This is a genomic window from Corallococcus exercitus (assembly GCF_003611585.1).
GTDB classification, from domain to species: Bacteria; Myxococcota; Myxococcia; order Myxococcales; family Myxococcaceae; genus Corallococcus; species Corallococcus exercitus.
In genome coordinates this window covers 1-15,455 of sequence record NZ_RAVW01000233.1, presented here as the reverse complement: position 1 = coordinate 15,455, position 15,455 = coordinate 1, and the positions used below count along the sequence as shown (strand labels likewise).

Genomic DNA, 15,455 nt, shown 5'->3' with positions numbered 1-15,455 from the left:
AGACAGGGGGGCCACCCCATGGGGGCGGCCGGGACCCTGGCAGGCGCTCAATGTCGGGAACACGGGTTGTCCGGCTGGCAATGAGCGCGGGAGTGAATCTGGCGTTAACGTGCTGGCGTGCTCAAGGTCCTCGTCATCGCTTGCATCCTGTTGCCCCTGGCGGAGCTCTACCTGCTGATCACGCTGGGGCACCACATCGGCCTGGCGTCCACGCTCGGGCTGCTGGCCGGCTCCGCCGTGCTGGGGAGCCTCATCGCCCGGAAGCAGGGCGAGCGGGTGTTCCGCAACTGGCGTGAAGCCATGGCCGGTGGCGGAGTGCCCGAGGAGGGCCTGCTCAACGGCGTGCTGATTCTGGTGGGCGGGGCGCTGCTCATCGCGCCGGGGTTCATCTCGGACGTGATGGGGCTGGCGCTGATGGTGCCGCCGGTGCGCCGCTGGATGACGGCGCGGGTGCGGCGCTCGCTGGAGCAGACGCTGCAGTCGGGCGCCGTGCGGTTCACGCACATGGGGGGCGTCGGGCGCATGCCGGGCGAGGACCCGTTCCTGGACGCCCGGCGCTTCGACTCGCAGGAGACGCCCGCGACGACGGAGCCGTCCGATGACCCCGCGACCTTCCGCCGCCCCCGGAGCGAAGGGGGCGAGGTGGACGCGGAGTTCACCAGCGACGAGGAACCCCGGGGCTGACGGGCACCCGCTGGGGCGAGCCGTTCCAGCGAGGTGTGACGGGCGTCGGGACGGGCAGGGGCGCGGGGGCCTTCGCGGGCGCGCCCGGCTCCGGCTCGGCGGACAGGCCCAGGGCGATGCGGGCCTCGGTGGCGTAGTGGCCGTTGGGGAACTCGCGGAGGTACTGGCGGAACTCGTCCTCCGCGTCCGACGGCTGGTGCTGCTTGTTGAAGCAGCGGCCACGCAGGATGCGGGCCTCTTCCCGGTGGCTCGTGCGCGGGCTGGCGACGGCGATCTCTCCGAGTCCCACGAGGAAGCGCCCGCACGTGGCGGAGGCGGTCTGCACCTTCGCGTAGCCGAGGAAGCGCTCGTCGGAGTCGTCCGAGAGGAGTCCGCCCGGAACGAGAGCACCCAGCGTCTTGCGCTTGCGCGGCTCCGTGGGAGCGGCCGGGGCCATGGACGGAGCCTGCACGGCGCCGGGAGTCGGCAGGGGCGCGGAGGACGCGAGCGAGCCCGCCGGAGAGCCGGGGTAGGGCACGAAGTCGTCGGACGGAGAGGCTTCGCTCGGAGTCACGGCCACTGACTGGGGAATCTCCGTGTTGGACGCATGCGCCTGGGGCGGAGTGCTCTCCAAGGGATTGGAGGCGGTGGCAACGGATTGGCGCGGCGTTTCCGGGGCAGGGGAGTCCGGCGTCGCGTTGGCGACGGCCTGCGCCGGTGCGGCGGTGTCCTCCACGGGCGGGGTGCCGGGAGCAGGCGCATCCAGGGGATTGGCACCCGTGGCAACGGACTGGCGCGGAGTGCTGTCGCCCGTGGGGCGTGATGGGGCCTTCTTCGTGGGCAGGACGCTCGCGACCGCGGGGCCCGGTGCGGCGGCTCGCAGGTCGCGGAACGCCTGCCGGTCTCCGGCGGAGAGAGCGCGAGGCTTCATCGCTTCACCCGTGCCCGCGAGCTCCACGCGTTCACCCGCGTCCACGAAGCGTGGAGGCTGACCCTCCGCGTCCACGCGCACGCGTCCTTCCAGGACCGCCACCGCGGCGCCGGTCGCCGTGCGCTCCACGGAGAAGACCGTCCCCACGACGGAGACGCGCAGGCCGGCGGACTCCACGAGGAACGCCTCGCGCTTCGCATGCGAGGCACTCACGGAGAGCCGTCCCTGCTGGACGGTCAGATGCACGGCGTTGGACTCCGCGCGGGCGAACACCACGTCCGAGCCCGCCGACAGCCGCACCCGGCTCTCATCCGGAAGCCGCAGCACCGCGGAAGCCTTCGGAGGCGTCCGCACCGCCATGCCCGAGCGCAGCCGCATCCCGGCCGCCAGCGCATGCTCCGAACCGGAGGCCTCCCGCAGCACCGCGCCGGTCACGCGCTCCGCTTCCGTGGTGGACGCAGCCGCGACCGCCTCATGCGTTCCGGAAGCCACCTCCGGCCGGGCCGTGACCGACTCTTGCTTCTCGGAGGCCACCTCCTGCCGGGCCGCGACAGCTTCTTGCTTCCCAGGCGCCAGCTCCGGCCGGTCCGCGACGGCTTCATTCGTGGCCCCAGGTTGGCCGGCAGCATTCACCCCGGTCGGCGCGGGCTCGGTGCCCGAGCCTGTCGCGATGACCGACGGGGCCCGCGCCCCATCCTTCTTCCAGAGCGAACCGCCCAGCCACAGCACCAGCGCGACGGCACAGGCCCCCGCGAGCGTCATCGCCCAGGGCGAGAGGAACCTCGGCTCGCGCCGGGCCATCCGCTTCGCCGCCTCGGCCTTCAGCCTAGCTCCGGTCTCCTCCCACCGCACGGAGGGCTCCACCGAGCGCGCCGTGTGCAGCAGCGCCCGGGCCTCCACCACGCGCTTCCACTCCGCCGCGCACGCGGCGCACTCCGCCACGTGCGCCTCCACGCGGGCCTGGGCGGCCGCATCCAGCTCCCCCGCGGCCAGCGCCCACAGGGCCTGCGTCTCATGGCCGGCCATGGGAACCTCCCACAGGCCGGGCGACGACCAGACGCTGCATGGCCTCGGTGAACTCCAATCTCGCGTGGTGCAGGCGGCTGCGCACGGTGTTGGCGGAGCTTCCCACGGCGAGGGCAATCTCGTCCGGGCTCATGCCGCACAGCTCGTGGTAGACGAAGACGATTCGCTTCTTGGGCTTGAGCTTCTCCAGCGCCGCCTCCACCAGCCGGGCCGCCTGACGCCGCTCCGCGGCGCGCTCCGGGTCCTCGCCCGTCGCCTCCACCTCCGGCGGGTCCGCGAACGGGTCCTCCGGCCGGCGCCGCTTCCACCGCAGATGGCTGAGCGCCACGTTGGCGCACACCCGGTAGAGGAACGTCCTGAAGCGTGACTCGCCCCGGAAGCCCTTCACCGCCGTGAGCAGCCGCAGGTACGTCTCCTGGAGCAGGTCGTCCACCTCCACGCGGTTTCCCACCAGGTGGCGCAGCGTGCGCGCCGCGTCCAGCTTCGTGGCCTCGTAGAGCTGCTCGAAGGCGGTGAGGTCCCCCTCCTGGACCCGGCGGACCAGCAGAAGCAGGTGGGCCTCGTCGGAGGACGCCGGCCCGCGCGCGCCCACGGCGCCCACGCCGGACTCCGGCGGGGCCGCGGACGCCCACGTGCGCGCTCCTCGGCTGAACACCAGGGCTTCTCCTTCAGGGCGACGCCGGACGTCCCCTTTCTCCAGGAACGCCCTCCAGTCTGTGTCGGTGGTCCAGACGAGCACACTGCCTCCGTGCCCCTGGGTCTCCGGAGAGACGAAAAAAGATCAAAATTATTTGATCAATACGGCCCCTACTTGCGTCGAAGGCTCTCGAAATCGGATGACCCCCCCGGTGGCCGGTCCGGACCCATCCCATTCCTTTGGAGCCCCCACTCATGAGGAACACCACGCTTCGCGGCATGTTGTACGTGCCGTTCCTTGCGCTGTTAGGCCTGTTGTCGGGTTGCATCCTCGAGACGAGCGGCGGCGGGTACTGGCCCGACGACGACTACGACACCAGCTACGGTTGCTCCTCCACGTCCGACTGCGGCTCCAACCAGTACTGTCACTCCGGTAGCTGCTGGGACCTGAGCTCCGACACCCAGAACTGCGTGTACTCCAGCGAGTGTCCCGGCACGCAGATGTGCATCAACGGCTGGTGCGCCCAGTCGTGCTACCGCGACTCGGAATGTGGCGCGGGCGGCCGCTGCAAGGACAACTTCTGCACCTCCTCCGGCACCGGCACCACCGACGGCGGCACCAAGCCGGATGGCGGCACCAAGCCCGACGCGGGCACGGACGGCGGCACCAGGCCGGACGGTGGCACCAAGCCCGACGCGGGCACGGACGGCGGCTCCGCCCCCACCTGCCGGGTCAATACTGACTGCGGCACGGGCAGCTACTGCATCAACGGCACCTGCCGGAAGGAGTGCGACAGCGACGACAAGTGCGGCCCCAATGGCGTGTGCTTCCAGGGCCTGTGCCAGACGAAGCAGCCGGACCCGAACGCCTGCACCACGGAGGCCCAGTGCCCCACCGGCCGCGACTGCGTGAACGGCCAGTGCCGCGCGCCGTGCTCCTCCACGACGGAGTGCTCGGCGGACACCAAGTGCGAGGTGGGCTACTGCCTGCCCATCCCGACCAGCGGCCAGTGCAAGGCCAACTGCGAGTGCCCCGCGGGCCAGGTCTGCACCAGCGGCCAGTGCAAGTCGCCGCAGCCGGACCCGGGCCAGGCGTGCCTCGCCAACTGCGACTGCCCCTCCGGCCAGGTGTGCAACGGCGGCTACTGCAAGTCGCCCGTGCCGGACGCGGGCTCGGGCAGCAACATGTCCTGCACGGTGAACTGCGAGTGCCCGTCCGGTGAGGTCTGCACCAGCGGCAAGTGCAAGCTGCCCCCGACGCAGCCGTCGCAGGACGCGGGGACCTCCGGCACCGTGTGCCGCGCCAACTGCGAGTGCCCGGCGGGCCAGATGTGCTCCAGCGGCCAGTGCAAGCCGGTGAACCACGGCTCCGGCAAGGTCTGCCAGGCCAACTGCGAGTGCCCGTCCGGCGAGCGCTGCCAGGACAACGTCTGCTGGCTGTAGCCGTCAGCGGATGACGCTCACCGCGAGGGGGCCACCATGCGCCAGCAGCGGTGGATCTCCTTGCGGTGGAAGTCCTCGGGGATGGAGCGGGGGGTGAGCTCCTCCACCTGCGCCATGCCCCGGGTCGCGGTGTCCTTCAGCTCGAAGCCCAGGAAGTTGGTGGAGAAGTAGAGGACGCCTCCGGGAGCCATGAGCGCCCGGAGGTGTTCCAGCATCCGCACGTGGTCGCGCTGCACGTCGAACGTCCCCGACATCTTCTTCGACGTGGAGAACGACGGCGGGTCGCAGACGATGAGCTCGTACTGCTCCTCGCCGTGCTTCGCCTGGTCCTCCAGCCACGCCTTCGCGTCCGCGCGGATGAGCACGTGGCGAGGGTCCGCCAGGCCGTTGAGGACCAGGTTGTCCTCCGCCCAGTCCAGGTATGTGTTGGACAGGTCAACGCTCACGCTGCCCGCCGCGCCGCCCGCCGCCGCGTACACGGTGAACGCGCCGGTGTACGCGAAGAGGTTGAGGAAGTGCTTGCCCTTGGCCTCGCTGCGCACGCGCGCGCGGGTGTTGCGGTGGTCCATGAAGAGGCCGGTGTCCAGGTAGTCGCCCAGGTTCACCCAGAACTTGAGGCCCTGCTCCTCCACCACCAGCCGCTCGCTGCCCTCACCCACGCGGCCGTACTGCGAGCGGCCCCAGGGCTGGGGCGTGTGCGTCTTCACGGACGTGCGCTCGGGCGGCACGCCCAGCACCGCGGTGACGGCGGCGAGCACCTCCGCGCGGTCGGCGTCCGCGTTCGCGCCCTTCGCGTGGGCCTTGCGGCGGGGGAACTCCACGACGTGGGCGTGGTCGCCGTAGAGGTCCACCGCGTAGGAGTACTCGGGGATGTCCCGGTCGTAGACGCGGAAGGCGGTGAGCCCCTGCGCGCGGGCCCACTTGCGCAGGCGCTTCGCGTTCTTGCGCAGGCGGTTCTCGAACATGCCCGCGCCCTGCGTGTCCTGCTTGCCTTCGTCCGCCATGCCCCTTCGGTCCTTCCTCTTCTCGCGTACCCGCGCGCCGCCCCTCTTATTGCAGGCCGGCGGCGGGGCGGGGGAAAACACAGTCCATGAGCGTGCGCGTCGAGAAGAACGGCCCCATTACCACCGTCATCCTCCACCGGCCGGAGGTCCGCAACGCGGTGGACGCTGGCTCGGCCCAGGCGCTGGCGGACGCCTTCCGAGCCTTCGACGCGGACCCCGACGCGCGCGTGGGCGTCCTGTACGGCGACGCAGGCACCTTCTGCGCGGGCGCGGACCTGAAGGCCGTGTCCGAAGGGCGGCTCCTTCGCCTGGAGCCGGAAGGGGATGGGCCCATGGGGCCTTCGCGCCTGCGGCTGTCCAAGCCCGTGGTCGCCGCCATCAGTGGCCACGCGGTGGCGGGCGGCCTGGAGCTGGCCTTGTGGTGCGACCTGCGCGTGGCGGAGGAGGACGCGGTGCTGGGCGTCTTCTGCCGGCGCTGGGGCGTGCCCCTCATCGACGGGGGCACCGTGCGCCTGCCCCGGCTGATTGGCCTGTCACGCGCGCTGGACCTCATCCTCACCGGCCGTGCGGTGTCCGCCGCCGAGGCGCTGGGCATGGGCCTGGTCAACCGCGTGGTGCCGAAGGGGGAAGCCCGGGCCGCGGCGGAGGCGCTGGCCGCTCAAATCGCCGCCTTCCCCCAGGCCTGCATGAACGCGGACCGGGCTTCCGCCTACGCCCAGGCCGACCTGGCGTTCGAAGACGCGATGCGCCAGGAGTTCCAGGGAGGGGTGGAGGTGCTCCAGACGGAGTCCATCCCCGGGGCCACCCGGTTCGCGAAGGGGGCGGGACGGCACGGCCAGTTCGACTAGGACCCCGGGAGCGCTGCACGGCCGGTGGGACTGTGTTAGTTCGCGAAGCCATGCGCTTCGACACGCTCGCCATCCACGCCGGCCAGGAGCCGGATCCCACCACCGGCGCCATCATGACGCCCGTGTACCTGACCTCCACCTACGTCCAGGACGGGCCGGGGGAGCACAAGGGCTACGAGTACAGCCGTACGCAGAACCCCACGCGCAAGGCGCTGCAGGACTGCCTGGCCGCGCTGGAGGGCGCGAAGTACGGCGCCGCGTTCGCGTCCGGCCTCGCCGGCACGGACATGCTGATGCACATGCTGGAGGCCGGTGACCACGTCATCGTCTCCGACGACGTGTACGGCGGCACCTTCCGCATCTTCGACAAGGTGTTCAAGCGCTCCGGCCTGAGCTTCTCCTTCGTGGACCTCTCCAAGCCGGAGAACTTCGAGGCGGCCATCACCCCGAAGACGAAGATGGTCTGGGTGGAGACGCCGACGAACCCGATGCTCAAGCTCATCGACCTGGGCCGCATCGCGGAGATCGCCAAGAAGCGCGGCATCCTGTCCGTCGCGGACAACACGTTCATGACGCCGTACTTCCAGAAGCCGCTGTCCCTGGGCTTCGACGTCGTCGCGCACTCCACGACGAAGTACCTCAACGGCCACAGCGACGTGGTGGGCGGCTTCGTCTGCACCAGCCGCGACGACATCGCGGAGCGGATGTACTTCCTGCAGAACGCGGTGGGCGGCGTGTCCGGCGCCTTCGACAGCTTCCTCGTGCTGCGCGGCGTGAAGACGCTGCACGTGCGCATGGACCGCCACGCGCAGAACGCGATGAAGGTGGCCCAGTACCTGGCCACGCACAAGCAGGTGAAGAAGGTCACCTACCCGGGCCTGGAGACGCATCCGCAGTACGCGCTCGCCAAGCAGCAGATGACCGGCTTCGGCGGCATGCTGACGTTCGACATCCACGGCGGCCTGGAGGCGGCGCGCACCTTCCTCAAGACGGTGAAGGTCTTCGCCTGCGCCGAGTCCCTGGGCGGCGTCGAGTCCCTCATCGAGCACCCCGCCATCATGACCCACGCCTCCGTCCCCAAGGAGACGCGCGAGAAGCTGGGCATCGCGGACGGCTTCATCCGCCTGTCCGTCGGCATCGAGGACGCGCAGGACCTCATCGACGACCTCGGGCAGGCGCTCGAGCGCGTGAAGTAGTCCCGGCGCTCACGCTCCACTGAAACCCCAGGGCCTTCACGCTCCCCACACCGGGCGCGTGGAGGCCCTGTGTCGTTTCCAGACCCCGCGCGCGCCTCACGCCCGCCTCCGCTCCGAGCAGCCGACCTGCCCTCCAGGGCAGGGGGAATGTTGGTTGGTGCACAACGTTTCCGCCGCGATGCGTAACCGACTGCTTGTCTCCACCTGCCTCCTGGGCACGTGGCTCGTGAGTGGCTGCGAGTCACCGCCTGCTCCCACCGACTCCGACTTCCCTCCCGTCGCGCTGCCGACCCCGTCAGCGGAGGGCGAGGAGGCTTCCCTCTCCGCGTCCAACTGCAATCAGCTCGTCACGAAGGCGGTGACGGCCAGCGGCGACGACGGCAACGTCCCCGCCAACACGCAGGACGACGACCTCGCCACGCGCTGGAGCGCGCAGGGGACGGGCGTCTGGCTCCAGCTGGACCTGGGCTCGGCGCAGACGCTCACGGGCACCACCGTCGCGTGGCACCGGGGCAACGAGCGCCAGAACCACTTCGTCGTCTCCACGTCCACCGACGGCAGCACCTTCACCCAGGCGTACGCGGGCGACAGCGCGCTCACCGCGGCCGCGCAGACGGTGACGTTCTCGTCGCGCAGCGCGCGCTACGTGCGCGTCACCGTCAACGGCAACACGGTGAACGACTGGAACTCCATCGCGGAGGCGCGGGCGTGCTCGGCCTCCGCGCCGCCTTCCACCAGCGACTCCGGCGCCGTGCTGCCGCGCCTGCCGTACCTGCAGAGCGTGAAGCAGACGTCCGCCATCGTGGCCTTCCGCACCGCCAGCAGCTGCAACCCCACGGTGCGCTACGGCGAGGGCACCAGCCTCACGTCCTCCGTCAGCGCGGGCGTGACGGGCACGCGCCACGCGGTGAAGCTGTCCGGCCTGTCCGCGGGCCGCACCTACGGCTACGTGGTGGAGGCCTGCGGCAGCAGGACGGGCCTGCGCAGCTTCCAGACGTCCACGCTGTCCACGGCCACGAAGGCGCACTTCACCGCGATGGGCGACTTCGGCACCGGCGGCAGCATGCAGGCGAAGGTGATGGCGGTGATGAACACGCCCGCGTGGCGCTCGGAGCTGCTCCTGGCGCTGGGCGACAACGCCTACCCGGACGGCACGGACGCGGAGTTCCAGGAGCACCTCTTCACGCCCATGGCCGGCCTCCTGCGTGAGGTGCCCATGTTCGCCACGCCCGGCAACCACGAGTACGTGACGAACCAGGCGCAGCCCTACCTGGACAACATGTACCTGCCGGCCAACAACCCGCTGGGCTCCGAGCGCTACTACTCCTTCGACTGGGGCCCGGTGCACTTCCTCTCCCTGGACTCCAACTGCGCGGTGGGCCTGGCGTCCGCGGACCGCTGCACGCTCGCGGCGCAGAAGGCCTGGGCGGAGGCGGACCTGGCCGCGAACACGCGCCCGTGGACGGTGGCCTTCTTCCACCATCCGTCCTGGTCCAGCGGTGAGCACGGCTCGCAGCTCACCATGCGCCGGCAGTTCGGCCCCCTGTTCGAGAAGTACGGCGTGGACCTGGTCCTCACCGGCCACGACCACGACTACGAGCGCAGCAAGCCCATGTTCGGCGACAACGTGGCCTCCAGCACCCAGCGCGGCATCCCGTACCTCGTCGTGGGCAGCGGCGGCGCCACGCTGCGTCCCTTCGCCACCAGCCAGCCCGCGTGGACCGCGCTGCGTGACAATCAGGCCTATGGCTTCCTGGACGTGGTGGTGGACGGCGGCACGCTCACGGCGCGGTTGATCACCTCCAGCAACACCGTGCGCGACACGCTCGTCCTCAAGAAGACGCTGCTGAAGTCCGCCACCCGCGTCCAGGCCAGTGCCCTGGAAGCGGACGAGGCCGCCGCGGAGGAGGCGCAGGACACGCCGCCGGGACCCACGGACGACCGCGCCGAGCCGAGGCAGCGCGGCCCCGTGCCGCCGGCGGACACGCCGGAATCCGTGGCCGACCCCGAAGAGCCGCTTCCGCAGTAGCCGCGAGGCCCGCCGGAGGGTAGGGAAGGGCGGAATGAACCGCCGGCGGGCCCGGCACCACCAGAAGGGACACCATGCGCTACTTCGAGGACTTCCCCATCGGCGAGGTCATGGAGCGGGGGCCGTACGTGGTGACGCGCGAGGAGATTCTCGCGTTCGCGCGCCAGTTCGACCCCCAGCCCTTCCACATCGACGAAGAGGCCGCCGCCCAGAGCATCTACGGCGGCATCATCGCCAGCGGCTGGCACACCGCCGCCATCTGCCACAAGCTCATGGTGGAGGGCCTGCTGGGCAAGGCCGCCGGCATGGGCTCCCCGGGCCTGGACGAGCTGCGCTGGAAGAAGCCGGTGCGCCCGGGCGACACGCTCCTCGTGCGCATCACGACGCTGGAGGCGAAGCCCTCCACGAGCAAGCCGGACCGCGGCGCGCTGAAGCTGGGCCTGGAGGTCGTGAACCAGCACGGCGAGGTCGTGATGACGGAGGTGGCCAATGCCCTCTTCGCCCGCCGTCCCCCGGCGCCCTAGCGAAACGCCTCACACTTTGAGTTCCGGGGCTGACCTGGGTTAGCAATACGCCCAAAGGAGAAGCCCATGTCCAATCCCAACGAGGTGGTCCCTCCCCCGGCGCCCAGCCGGCTGAAGCGTCCCGTGGAAGTGGTGCGCGCGGAGCTGCTGGCCGACGCGGACGTGAAGCAGCAGGCGGAGTTGCTCAAGATTCCGGTCGCGCAGTACGTGGAGAAGATCCTCGACTACGCCATCCACCCGGACAAGCCGCCCCAGCTGGAGATCATCCCGGACGAGGAGCTGAAGGCGCGCGACCCGAAGATCGCGACGGTGGAGGAGATCGGCACCCACCTGCAGAAGATCATCGACGGGGAGATCGCCATCAGCCCCGCCCAGCAGCGCGACGGCTTCAGCAGCGACAAGAGCCACGAGCAGCGCTACGGCGCCGCGCTGGGCGCCGCCAACAAGGGCAGCCAGGCCGTGGCCCCCAAGCCGGGCGCCGCCGTGGATCCGGCCGAAGCGAAAAAGGGCCCCATCCGGGGCTGAGCCCTCCCGCTAAAGCCCCGGAACCCCGGGGCTTTTCCGGCGGCGGGCCGGATAATCCGGGAACCGGAAACTTCTGGGACGTCCTGCCGAGAATCCCTCTGTCAGTCTCACTTCGAGGGCCCGCGCGGCTCTCCACGAAAAGGATCAGACCATGGGTGGCATCGGCAAGGCTCTCGGCAAGGTGATGGACATCGTCAAGCCGTTCGTGACGATGGTGAACCCGCTCCTCGGCGCGGCGATGGGCTTCGCCAGCGGCCTGATGCAGGGCAAGAACCCCATCCAGTCGCTGCTGGGCGCGGCCACCGACCTCATCCCGGGCGGCGGCGTGTTCAAGAACGCGCTCAGTACCTTCGCCAACTCCGGCCTGATGGACGGCGCGGGCGGCAACAGCCTGCTGTCCGGCGCGCTGAACCTGGCCAAGGGCAAGAGCAAGGTCACCGACATCATCGGCGACCTGTTCAAGTCCACCAAGAGCAACCCGCTCACCAACCTGGGCATGAGCAACGCGACGGAGCTCGCCGCCCAGAAGATGTCGACGTTCCTCTCCTAGTCCATGAAGCCCGTCCGCTTCGACCCCAAGGTCCACCACGAGCTGCTCAACCTGTGGCGCAAGCCATGGGAAGAGACGATGACCCCGGATGCCCTGCCGGAGTACGGGTTCGTGGTGCCGGGCAAGGCGGCGGGCTTCCTGTACCGCACGGACAGCTCGGTGGCGCTGATTGAAGGCATCATCGCCGCGCCCGGGCTGTCCAAGGAGGACCGCAACGAAGCCGTGAATGCCATCGTCGCCGCCGTCCGCGACGAGGCCCGGCGCCAGGGCTTCAAGCTGCTCCTGGGCTATTCGCAGCTGGACGCCATCAAGAACCGCGCGGAGCGCTTCGGCTTCATCCACGTGGGGCCGGGCTTCCACATGGTGGCCCTGGACCTGACGAAGCCGGACCCCGCAGGGCTCTAGAAGACATCGCACCGCTGAAGCACGACGGGCCCGAAGGGAGGATTCGCTCCTCCTTCCGGGCCCGCGGTGTTTCCAGCGTCCAGCCGCTGCTTAGGCGGCGGTGCGGTGCAGGTGGTCGATGAGGTCGATCTTCGTGACGATGGCGATGACCGTCTCGCCGTCCTTCACGACGGCCACGTTGTCGCGCGCGAAGATTTCACGCAGCCGGTCGATGCTGGCCTCGGCGGACACCGCGCCCTGGAGCGGGGCGACGATGGGGTCGATGGCGTCCTGGAACTTCACCTTGTTGGCCACCAGGGCGTTGAGCAGGTCGTACTCGTGCACCATGCCCACGGCGCGCCCGTCGTCGGACACCACCGGCATCTGGCTGATGCCGTGGCTGCGCATCGTCTCCACCACGCGGTCCACGCGGTCACCGCGCTTGGCCGTCTTCAGGTCGCGGGGCTTCGCGCCGATGATGTCGCGCACGGTGCCGGCGCCCTTCTCCTGCATGAAGCCGTTGTCGCGCATCCACTCGTCGGAGTGGAACTTGCTGATGTAGCTGCTGCCGGAGTCCGGCAGGACGACCACGATGGTCTTCCCCTTGCCGACTTCCTTGGCCAGCTGCACCGCCACGTGCACCGCCGCGCCGGACGAGCCGCCCGCGAAGATGCCTTCCTCGCGCGCGAGCCGGCGCGCGGCGTTGAAGCACATGCGGTCATCCACCTGGCGCACGTCGTCCACGACCTTGAAGTCCATGGCGCCGCAGAGCATGTCCTCGCCGATGCCCTCGACCTTGTAGACGTGCGGCTCGGTGAGCTTGCCCGTCTTGAAGTAGCCCTCGTAGACGGAGCCCTCCGGATCCACGCCGATGTTCTTCAGGCCGGGGATCTTCTCCTTGAGGTACTTGCCGGCGCCGCTCATGGTGCCGCCGGTGCCCAGGCCGGACACGAAGTAGTCGAACTTCCCCTCGGTCTGCTGGAAGATCTCCGGACCCGTCGTGTGGTAGTGGGCCTCGATGTTGTCCGGGTTGTGGTACTGGTTCAGCATGAAGGCGCCGGGCGTCTCCTTGGCCAGCCGCTTGGACGTCTCGTAGTAGCTGCGAGGGTCCTCCGCCGGAACGTTCGTCGGCGTGACGACGACCTGGGCGCCCATGGCCTTCAGGCGGTTGATCTTCTCCAGGGACATCTTGTCCGGCATGGTGAAGATGCACTTGTAGCCCTTCACCGCCGCGGCCAGCGCCACGCCCATGCCGGTGTTGCCGGACGTGTTCTCCACGATGGTGCCGCCGGGCTTGAGCCGCCCCTCCCGCTCGGCCTTTTCGATGATGTAGAGCGCCATGCGGTCCTTGATGGACGCGCCGGGGTTCATGAACTCGCACTTCACGAGCACGGTGGCGTCGTTCGGACCGACGAGCTTGTTGAGCTTCACCAGCGGCGTGTGGCCAATGGCGGTGAGGATGTTCTGTTGGATGTCCATCGTGCGTGGCTTCCCGGAAAATGGGGGGGTCGGGGCCTTATACGTGCTCCGCCCCGTCAGGGGGAACATGCCCGGAGGCGCGGCCCTTCCTGACGCAGGATGCCGCGAACGGGTGGGCGTTTCCTCTTGCCCCCTCCAGGGCCCGTCCCCCTGGCCTCGGAGCCGTGGGGCCTTGGGGCGCCTCGTCGCGTAGGCGACAGGGCAGGCGTCCGGCGGGTACGTGGCCCACGCGGGCTTTGACCCGCCGCGCCGTGCCTCCGATACTCGCGGGCGTCGTTCCTTTCCCCCTCTGGAGCACCCGCCCCCCATGGAACTTGAGGCCGCCCTTCGCGACCAGGTGGGACAGGCCATTGGCCGTCCCGTCCCCGATGCCCCCATCAAGAAGTTGAAGGGCGACGCGAGCAACCGCTCCTACTACCGCGTCGGCACCGCCCCGGACAGCTGGGTGCTGATGGTGATGCCGCCGGACGCGACGAAGAAGAGCGAAGAGGCCACGAAGGGCGAGCCCCCCAAGGAGCTGCCCTTCATCAACGTGCACCGCTACCTGGAGAAGCTGGGCGTGCGGGTGCCGCGCATCCTCCGCTACGACGAGCCCGCCGGCATCATGGTGCTGGAGGACCTGAGCGACATCACCTTCGAGTCCGCGCTCGAAGGCGGCCGCCACAACCAGGCGCTCTACACGCGCGCGGTGGACCTGCTGGCGAAGCTGCGCGTGCAGGCGGAGAAGCAGCGCGACCCGGAGTGCCTCGCCTTCACGCGCGCCTTCGACGAGGACCTCTACGACTGGGAGCTGCACCACTTCCGCGAGTGGGGCCTGGAGGCCTGGAGCGGAAAGCTGCCCACGGACGCGGAGCGCGCGCAGCTGGACGCCACGTTCCGGGACATCGCGAAGCAGTTGGCCGCCGCGCCGCGCGGCTTCACGCACCGCGACTACCAGAGCCGCAACATCATGGTGAAGGAGGGCGAGCTGGTGGTCATCGACTTCCAGGACGCGCTCCAGGGCCCTCGCCAGTACGACCTGGTGGCGCTGCTGCGTGACAGCTACGTGGAGCTGGACCGCGACTTCGTGGACACGATGCTGGACCGCTACATCGCCACGTTCGAGAAGGAGAGCGGGGAGAAGATCGACGCGAAGGAGTTCAAGGCGTTCTTCGACCTGCTCACCATCCAGCGCAAGCTGAAGGACGCGGGCCGCTTCGAGTTCATCAACCGCGTGAAGGGCAACCCGGGCTTCCTCGTCTCCATCCCCGCGTCGCTGCGCTACGTGAAGGCCGCGTTCGCGCGCCGGCCGGAGCTGGCGGGGCTGCAGAAGCTGGTGGCGAAGTACGTGCCCGAGCTGGCGGCCTGAAGCCATGAAGGCGATGGTCCTCTGCGCGGGCCTGGGCACGCGCCTGCGCCCGCTCACCGAGCGCTGGCCCAAGCCGGCCATGCCGTTCCTCGGGCAGCCGCTGCTCCGGTATCACCTGGCGGTGTTGAAGGCCGCGGGCGTGACGGCGGTGGGCATCAACACGCACCACCTGCCGGACACGATGGCGGCGGTGGCCCGCGCGGAGTGCGAGCGCGCGGGGCTGCCCCTGCACGTCGTGCACGAGCCCGTCATCCAGGGCACGGGCGGCGGCATTCGCGGCCTGCGCGACTTCCTCTCCGGCGAGGACTTCCTCGTGTTCAACGGGGACATCCTCTTCCCGGTGGACCTCAAGCCCGTGGTCGCGGCGCACCGGGCCTCCGGCGCGGTGGCGACGATGGTGCTGCTGCCCATGCCGGAAGGGGAGAAGTACGCGGCGGTGGAGGCGGACGCGGGCGGGCAGGTGCGCCGCATCGCGGGGTACGGGCCGGGCGGTGAGGGCCTGAAGCCGTGGCACTTCACCGGCGTGCACGTGATGTCCCCCAGCGTGTTCGACTTCATGACCGCGGAAGGCCCCGAGGACATCAACCGCGAGGTCTACGTGCGGGTGATGCAGGCGGGGCTCCAGGTGCGTGGGCACGCGGTGGACGCGTACTGGTCCGACCTGGGCATGCCGTCGCGCTACCTGGCCACGGTGCGGGACGTGCTCGAAGGGCGCGTGCCGTTGCAGGCGCTGGGGAAGGACTCACCGCTCGCGGGGCTGAAGGCCGTGACGGACGGAGCGTGGGTGCACCCGGAGGCCCGCGTGGCGGGCACGGTGCGCGGGCCCGTGTACGTGGGCGCGGGCAGCGTGGTGGACGCGGGTGCCACCG

At 70.1% G+C, this 15,455-nt stretch carries 15 protein-coding genes; 11 read left to right on the top strand and 4 right to left on the bottom strand.

Features of this window, described 5'->3' with window-relative positions; all coding sequences use genetic code 11:
• Window positions 1–117: 117 nt before the first annotated feature.
• Window positions 118–684, top strand: a complete 567-nt coding sequence (locus D7W79_RS25690) for an FxsA family protein (RefSeq protein WP_120528033.1) — start codon at window positions 118–120, stop codon at window positions 682–684.
• Here the strand turns inward: D7W79_RS25690 and D7W79_RS25685 are convergent.
• Both D7W79_RS25685 and D7W79_RS25680 read right to left on the bottom strand, forming a co-directional pair.
• The gene (locus D7W79_RS25685) at window positions 656–2,620 is read right to left on the bottom strand and encodes a FecR domain-containing protein (protein ID WP_120528032.1); all 1,965 of its coding nucleotides are present in this window, start codon (window positions 2,618–2,620) and stop codon (window positions 656–658) included. The genes D7W79_RS25690 and D7W79_RS25685 overlap by 29 nt on opposite strands.
• A complete protein-coding gene (locus tag D7W79_RS25680) occupies window positions 2,607–3,275 on the bottom strand; it encodes an RNA polymerase sigma factor (protein ID WP_120528031.1) in 669 nt (222 codons plus the stop codon). Before D7W79_RS25680 ends, D7W79_RS25685 begins: the two co-directional genes overlap by 14 nt.
• 236 nt (window positions 3,276–3,511) lie before the next feature.
• On the opposite strand from D7W79_RS25680, the gene D7W79_RS25675 reads away from it, so the two are divergent.
• A complete protein-coding gene (locus D7W79_RS25675) occupies window positions 3,512–4,699 on the top strand; it encodes a DUF7107 domain-containing protein (protein WP_120528030.1) in 1,188 nt (395 codons plus the stop codon).
• Between the two features lie 17 nt (window positions 4,700–4,716).
• On the opposite strand, the gene D7W79_RS25670 is transcribed toward D7W79_RS25675, so the two are convergent.
• The gene (locus tag D7W79_RS25670; RefSeq protein ID WP_120528029.1) at window positions 4,717–5,703 is read right to left on the bottom strand and encodes a class I SAM-dependent methyltransferase; all 987 of its coding nucleotides are present in this window, start codon (window positions 5,701–5,703) and stop codon (window positions 4,717–4,719) included.
• A gap of 86 nt (window positions 5,704–5,789) precedes the next feature.
• On the opposite strand from D7W79_RS25670, the gene D7W79_RS25665 reads away from it, so the two are divergent.
• The 7 genes from D7W79_RS25665 (at window position 5,790) to D7W79_RS25635 (ending at window position 11,780) form a co-directional block, all read left to right on the top strand.
• On the top strand, window positions 5,790–6,551 hold the full coding sequence (locus tag D7W79_RS25665) for a crotonase/enoyl-CoA hydratase family protein (protein ID WP_120528028.1): 762 nt from the start codon (window positions 5,790–5,792) through the stop codon (window positions 6,549–6,551).
• 50 nt (window positions 6,552–6,601) lie between these two features.
• Window positions 6,602–7,747: a cystathionine gamma-synthase gene (locus D7W79_RS25660; RefSeq protein ID WP_120528027.1), complete on the top strand. Its 1,146-nt coding sequence runs from the start codon at window positions 6,602–6,604 to the stop codon at window positions 7,745–7,747.
• 178 nt (window positions 7,748–7,925) lie between these two features.
• Entirely contained in the window at window positions 7,926–9,776 is a 1,851-nt protein-coding gene (locus D7W79_RS25655) for a discoidin domain-containing protein (RefSeq protein ID WP_120528026.1), read from the top strand.
• A gap of 74 nt (window positions 9,777–9,850) precedes the next feature.
• Window positions 9,851–10,300: a MaoC family dehydratase gene (locus D7W79_RS25650; RefSeq protein WP_120528025.1), complete on the top strand. Its 450-nt coding sequence runs from the start codon at window positions 9,851–9,853 to the stop codon at window positions 10,298–10,300.
• A gap of 66 nt (window positions 10,301–10,366) precedes the next feature.
• Window positions 10,367–10,825, top strand: coding sequence for a hypothetical protein (locus tag D7W79_RS25645; protein WP_120528024.1), 459 nt, complete (start codon window positions 10,367–10,369; stop codon window positions 10,823–10,825).
• Window positions 10,826–10,976: 151 nt separating this feature from the next.
• Window positions 10,977–11,375, top strand: a complete 399-nt coding sequence (locus D7W79_RS25640) for a hypothetical protein (RefSeq protein WP_120528023.1) — start codon at window positions 10,977–10,979, stop codon at window positions 11,373–11,375.
• A 3-nt stretch (window positions 11,376–11,378) separates the two neighbouring features.
• Window positions 11,379–11,780, top strand: a complete 402-nt coding sequence (locus D7W79_RS25635; RefSeq protein WP_120528022.1) for a hypothetical protein — start codon at window positions 11,379–11,381, stop codon at window positions 11,778–11,780.
• Between the two features lie 90 nt (window positions 11,781–11,870).
• On the opposite strand, the gene D7W79_RS25630 is transcribed toward D7W79_RS25635, so the two are convergent.
• The gene (locus D7W79_RS25630; RefSeq protein WP_120528021.1) at window positions 11,871–13,238 is read right to left on the bottom strand and encodes a pyridoxal-phosphate dependent enzyme; all 1,368 of its coding nucleotides are present in this window, start codon (window positions 13,236–13,238) and stop codon (window positions 11,871–11,873) included.
• A gap of 307 nt (window positions 13,239–13,545) precedes the next feature.
• Between D7W79_RS25630 and D7W79_RS25625 the strand changes: the two genes are divergently transcribed.
• On the top strand, window positions 13,546–14,586 hold the full coding sequence (locus tag D7W79_RS25625; RefSeq protein ID WP_120528020.1) for an aminoglycoside phosphotransferase family protein: 1,041 nt from the start codon (window positions 13,546–13,548) through the stop codon (window positions 14,584–14,586).
• Window positions 14,587–14,590: 4 nt separating this feature from the next.
• Window positions 14,591–15,455 (top strand): nucleotidyltransferase family protein (locus tag D7W79_RS25620; RefSeq protein WP_147442047.1); only part of this gene is annotated, 865 nt, incomplete at its 3' end.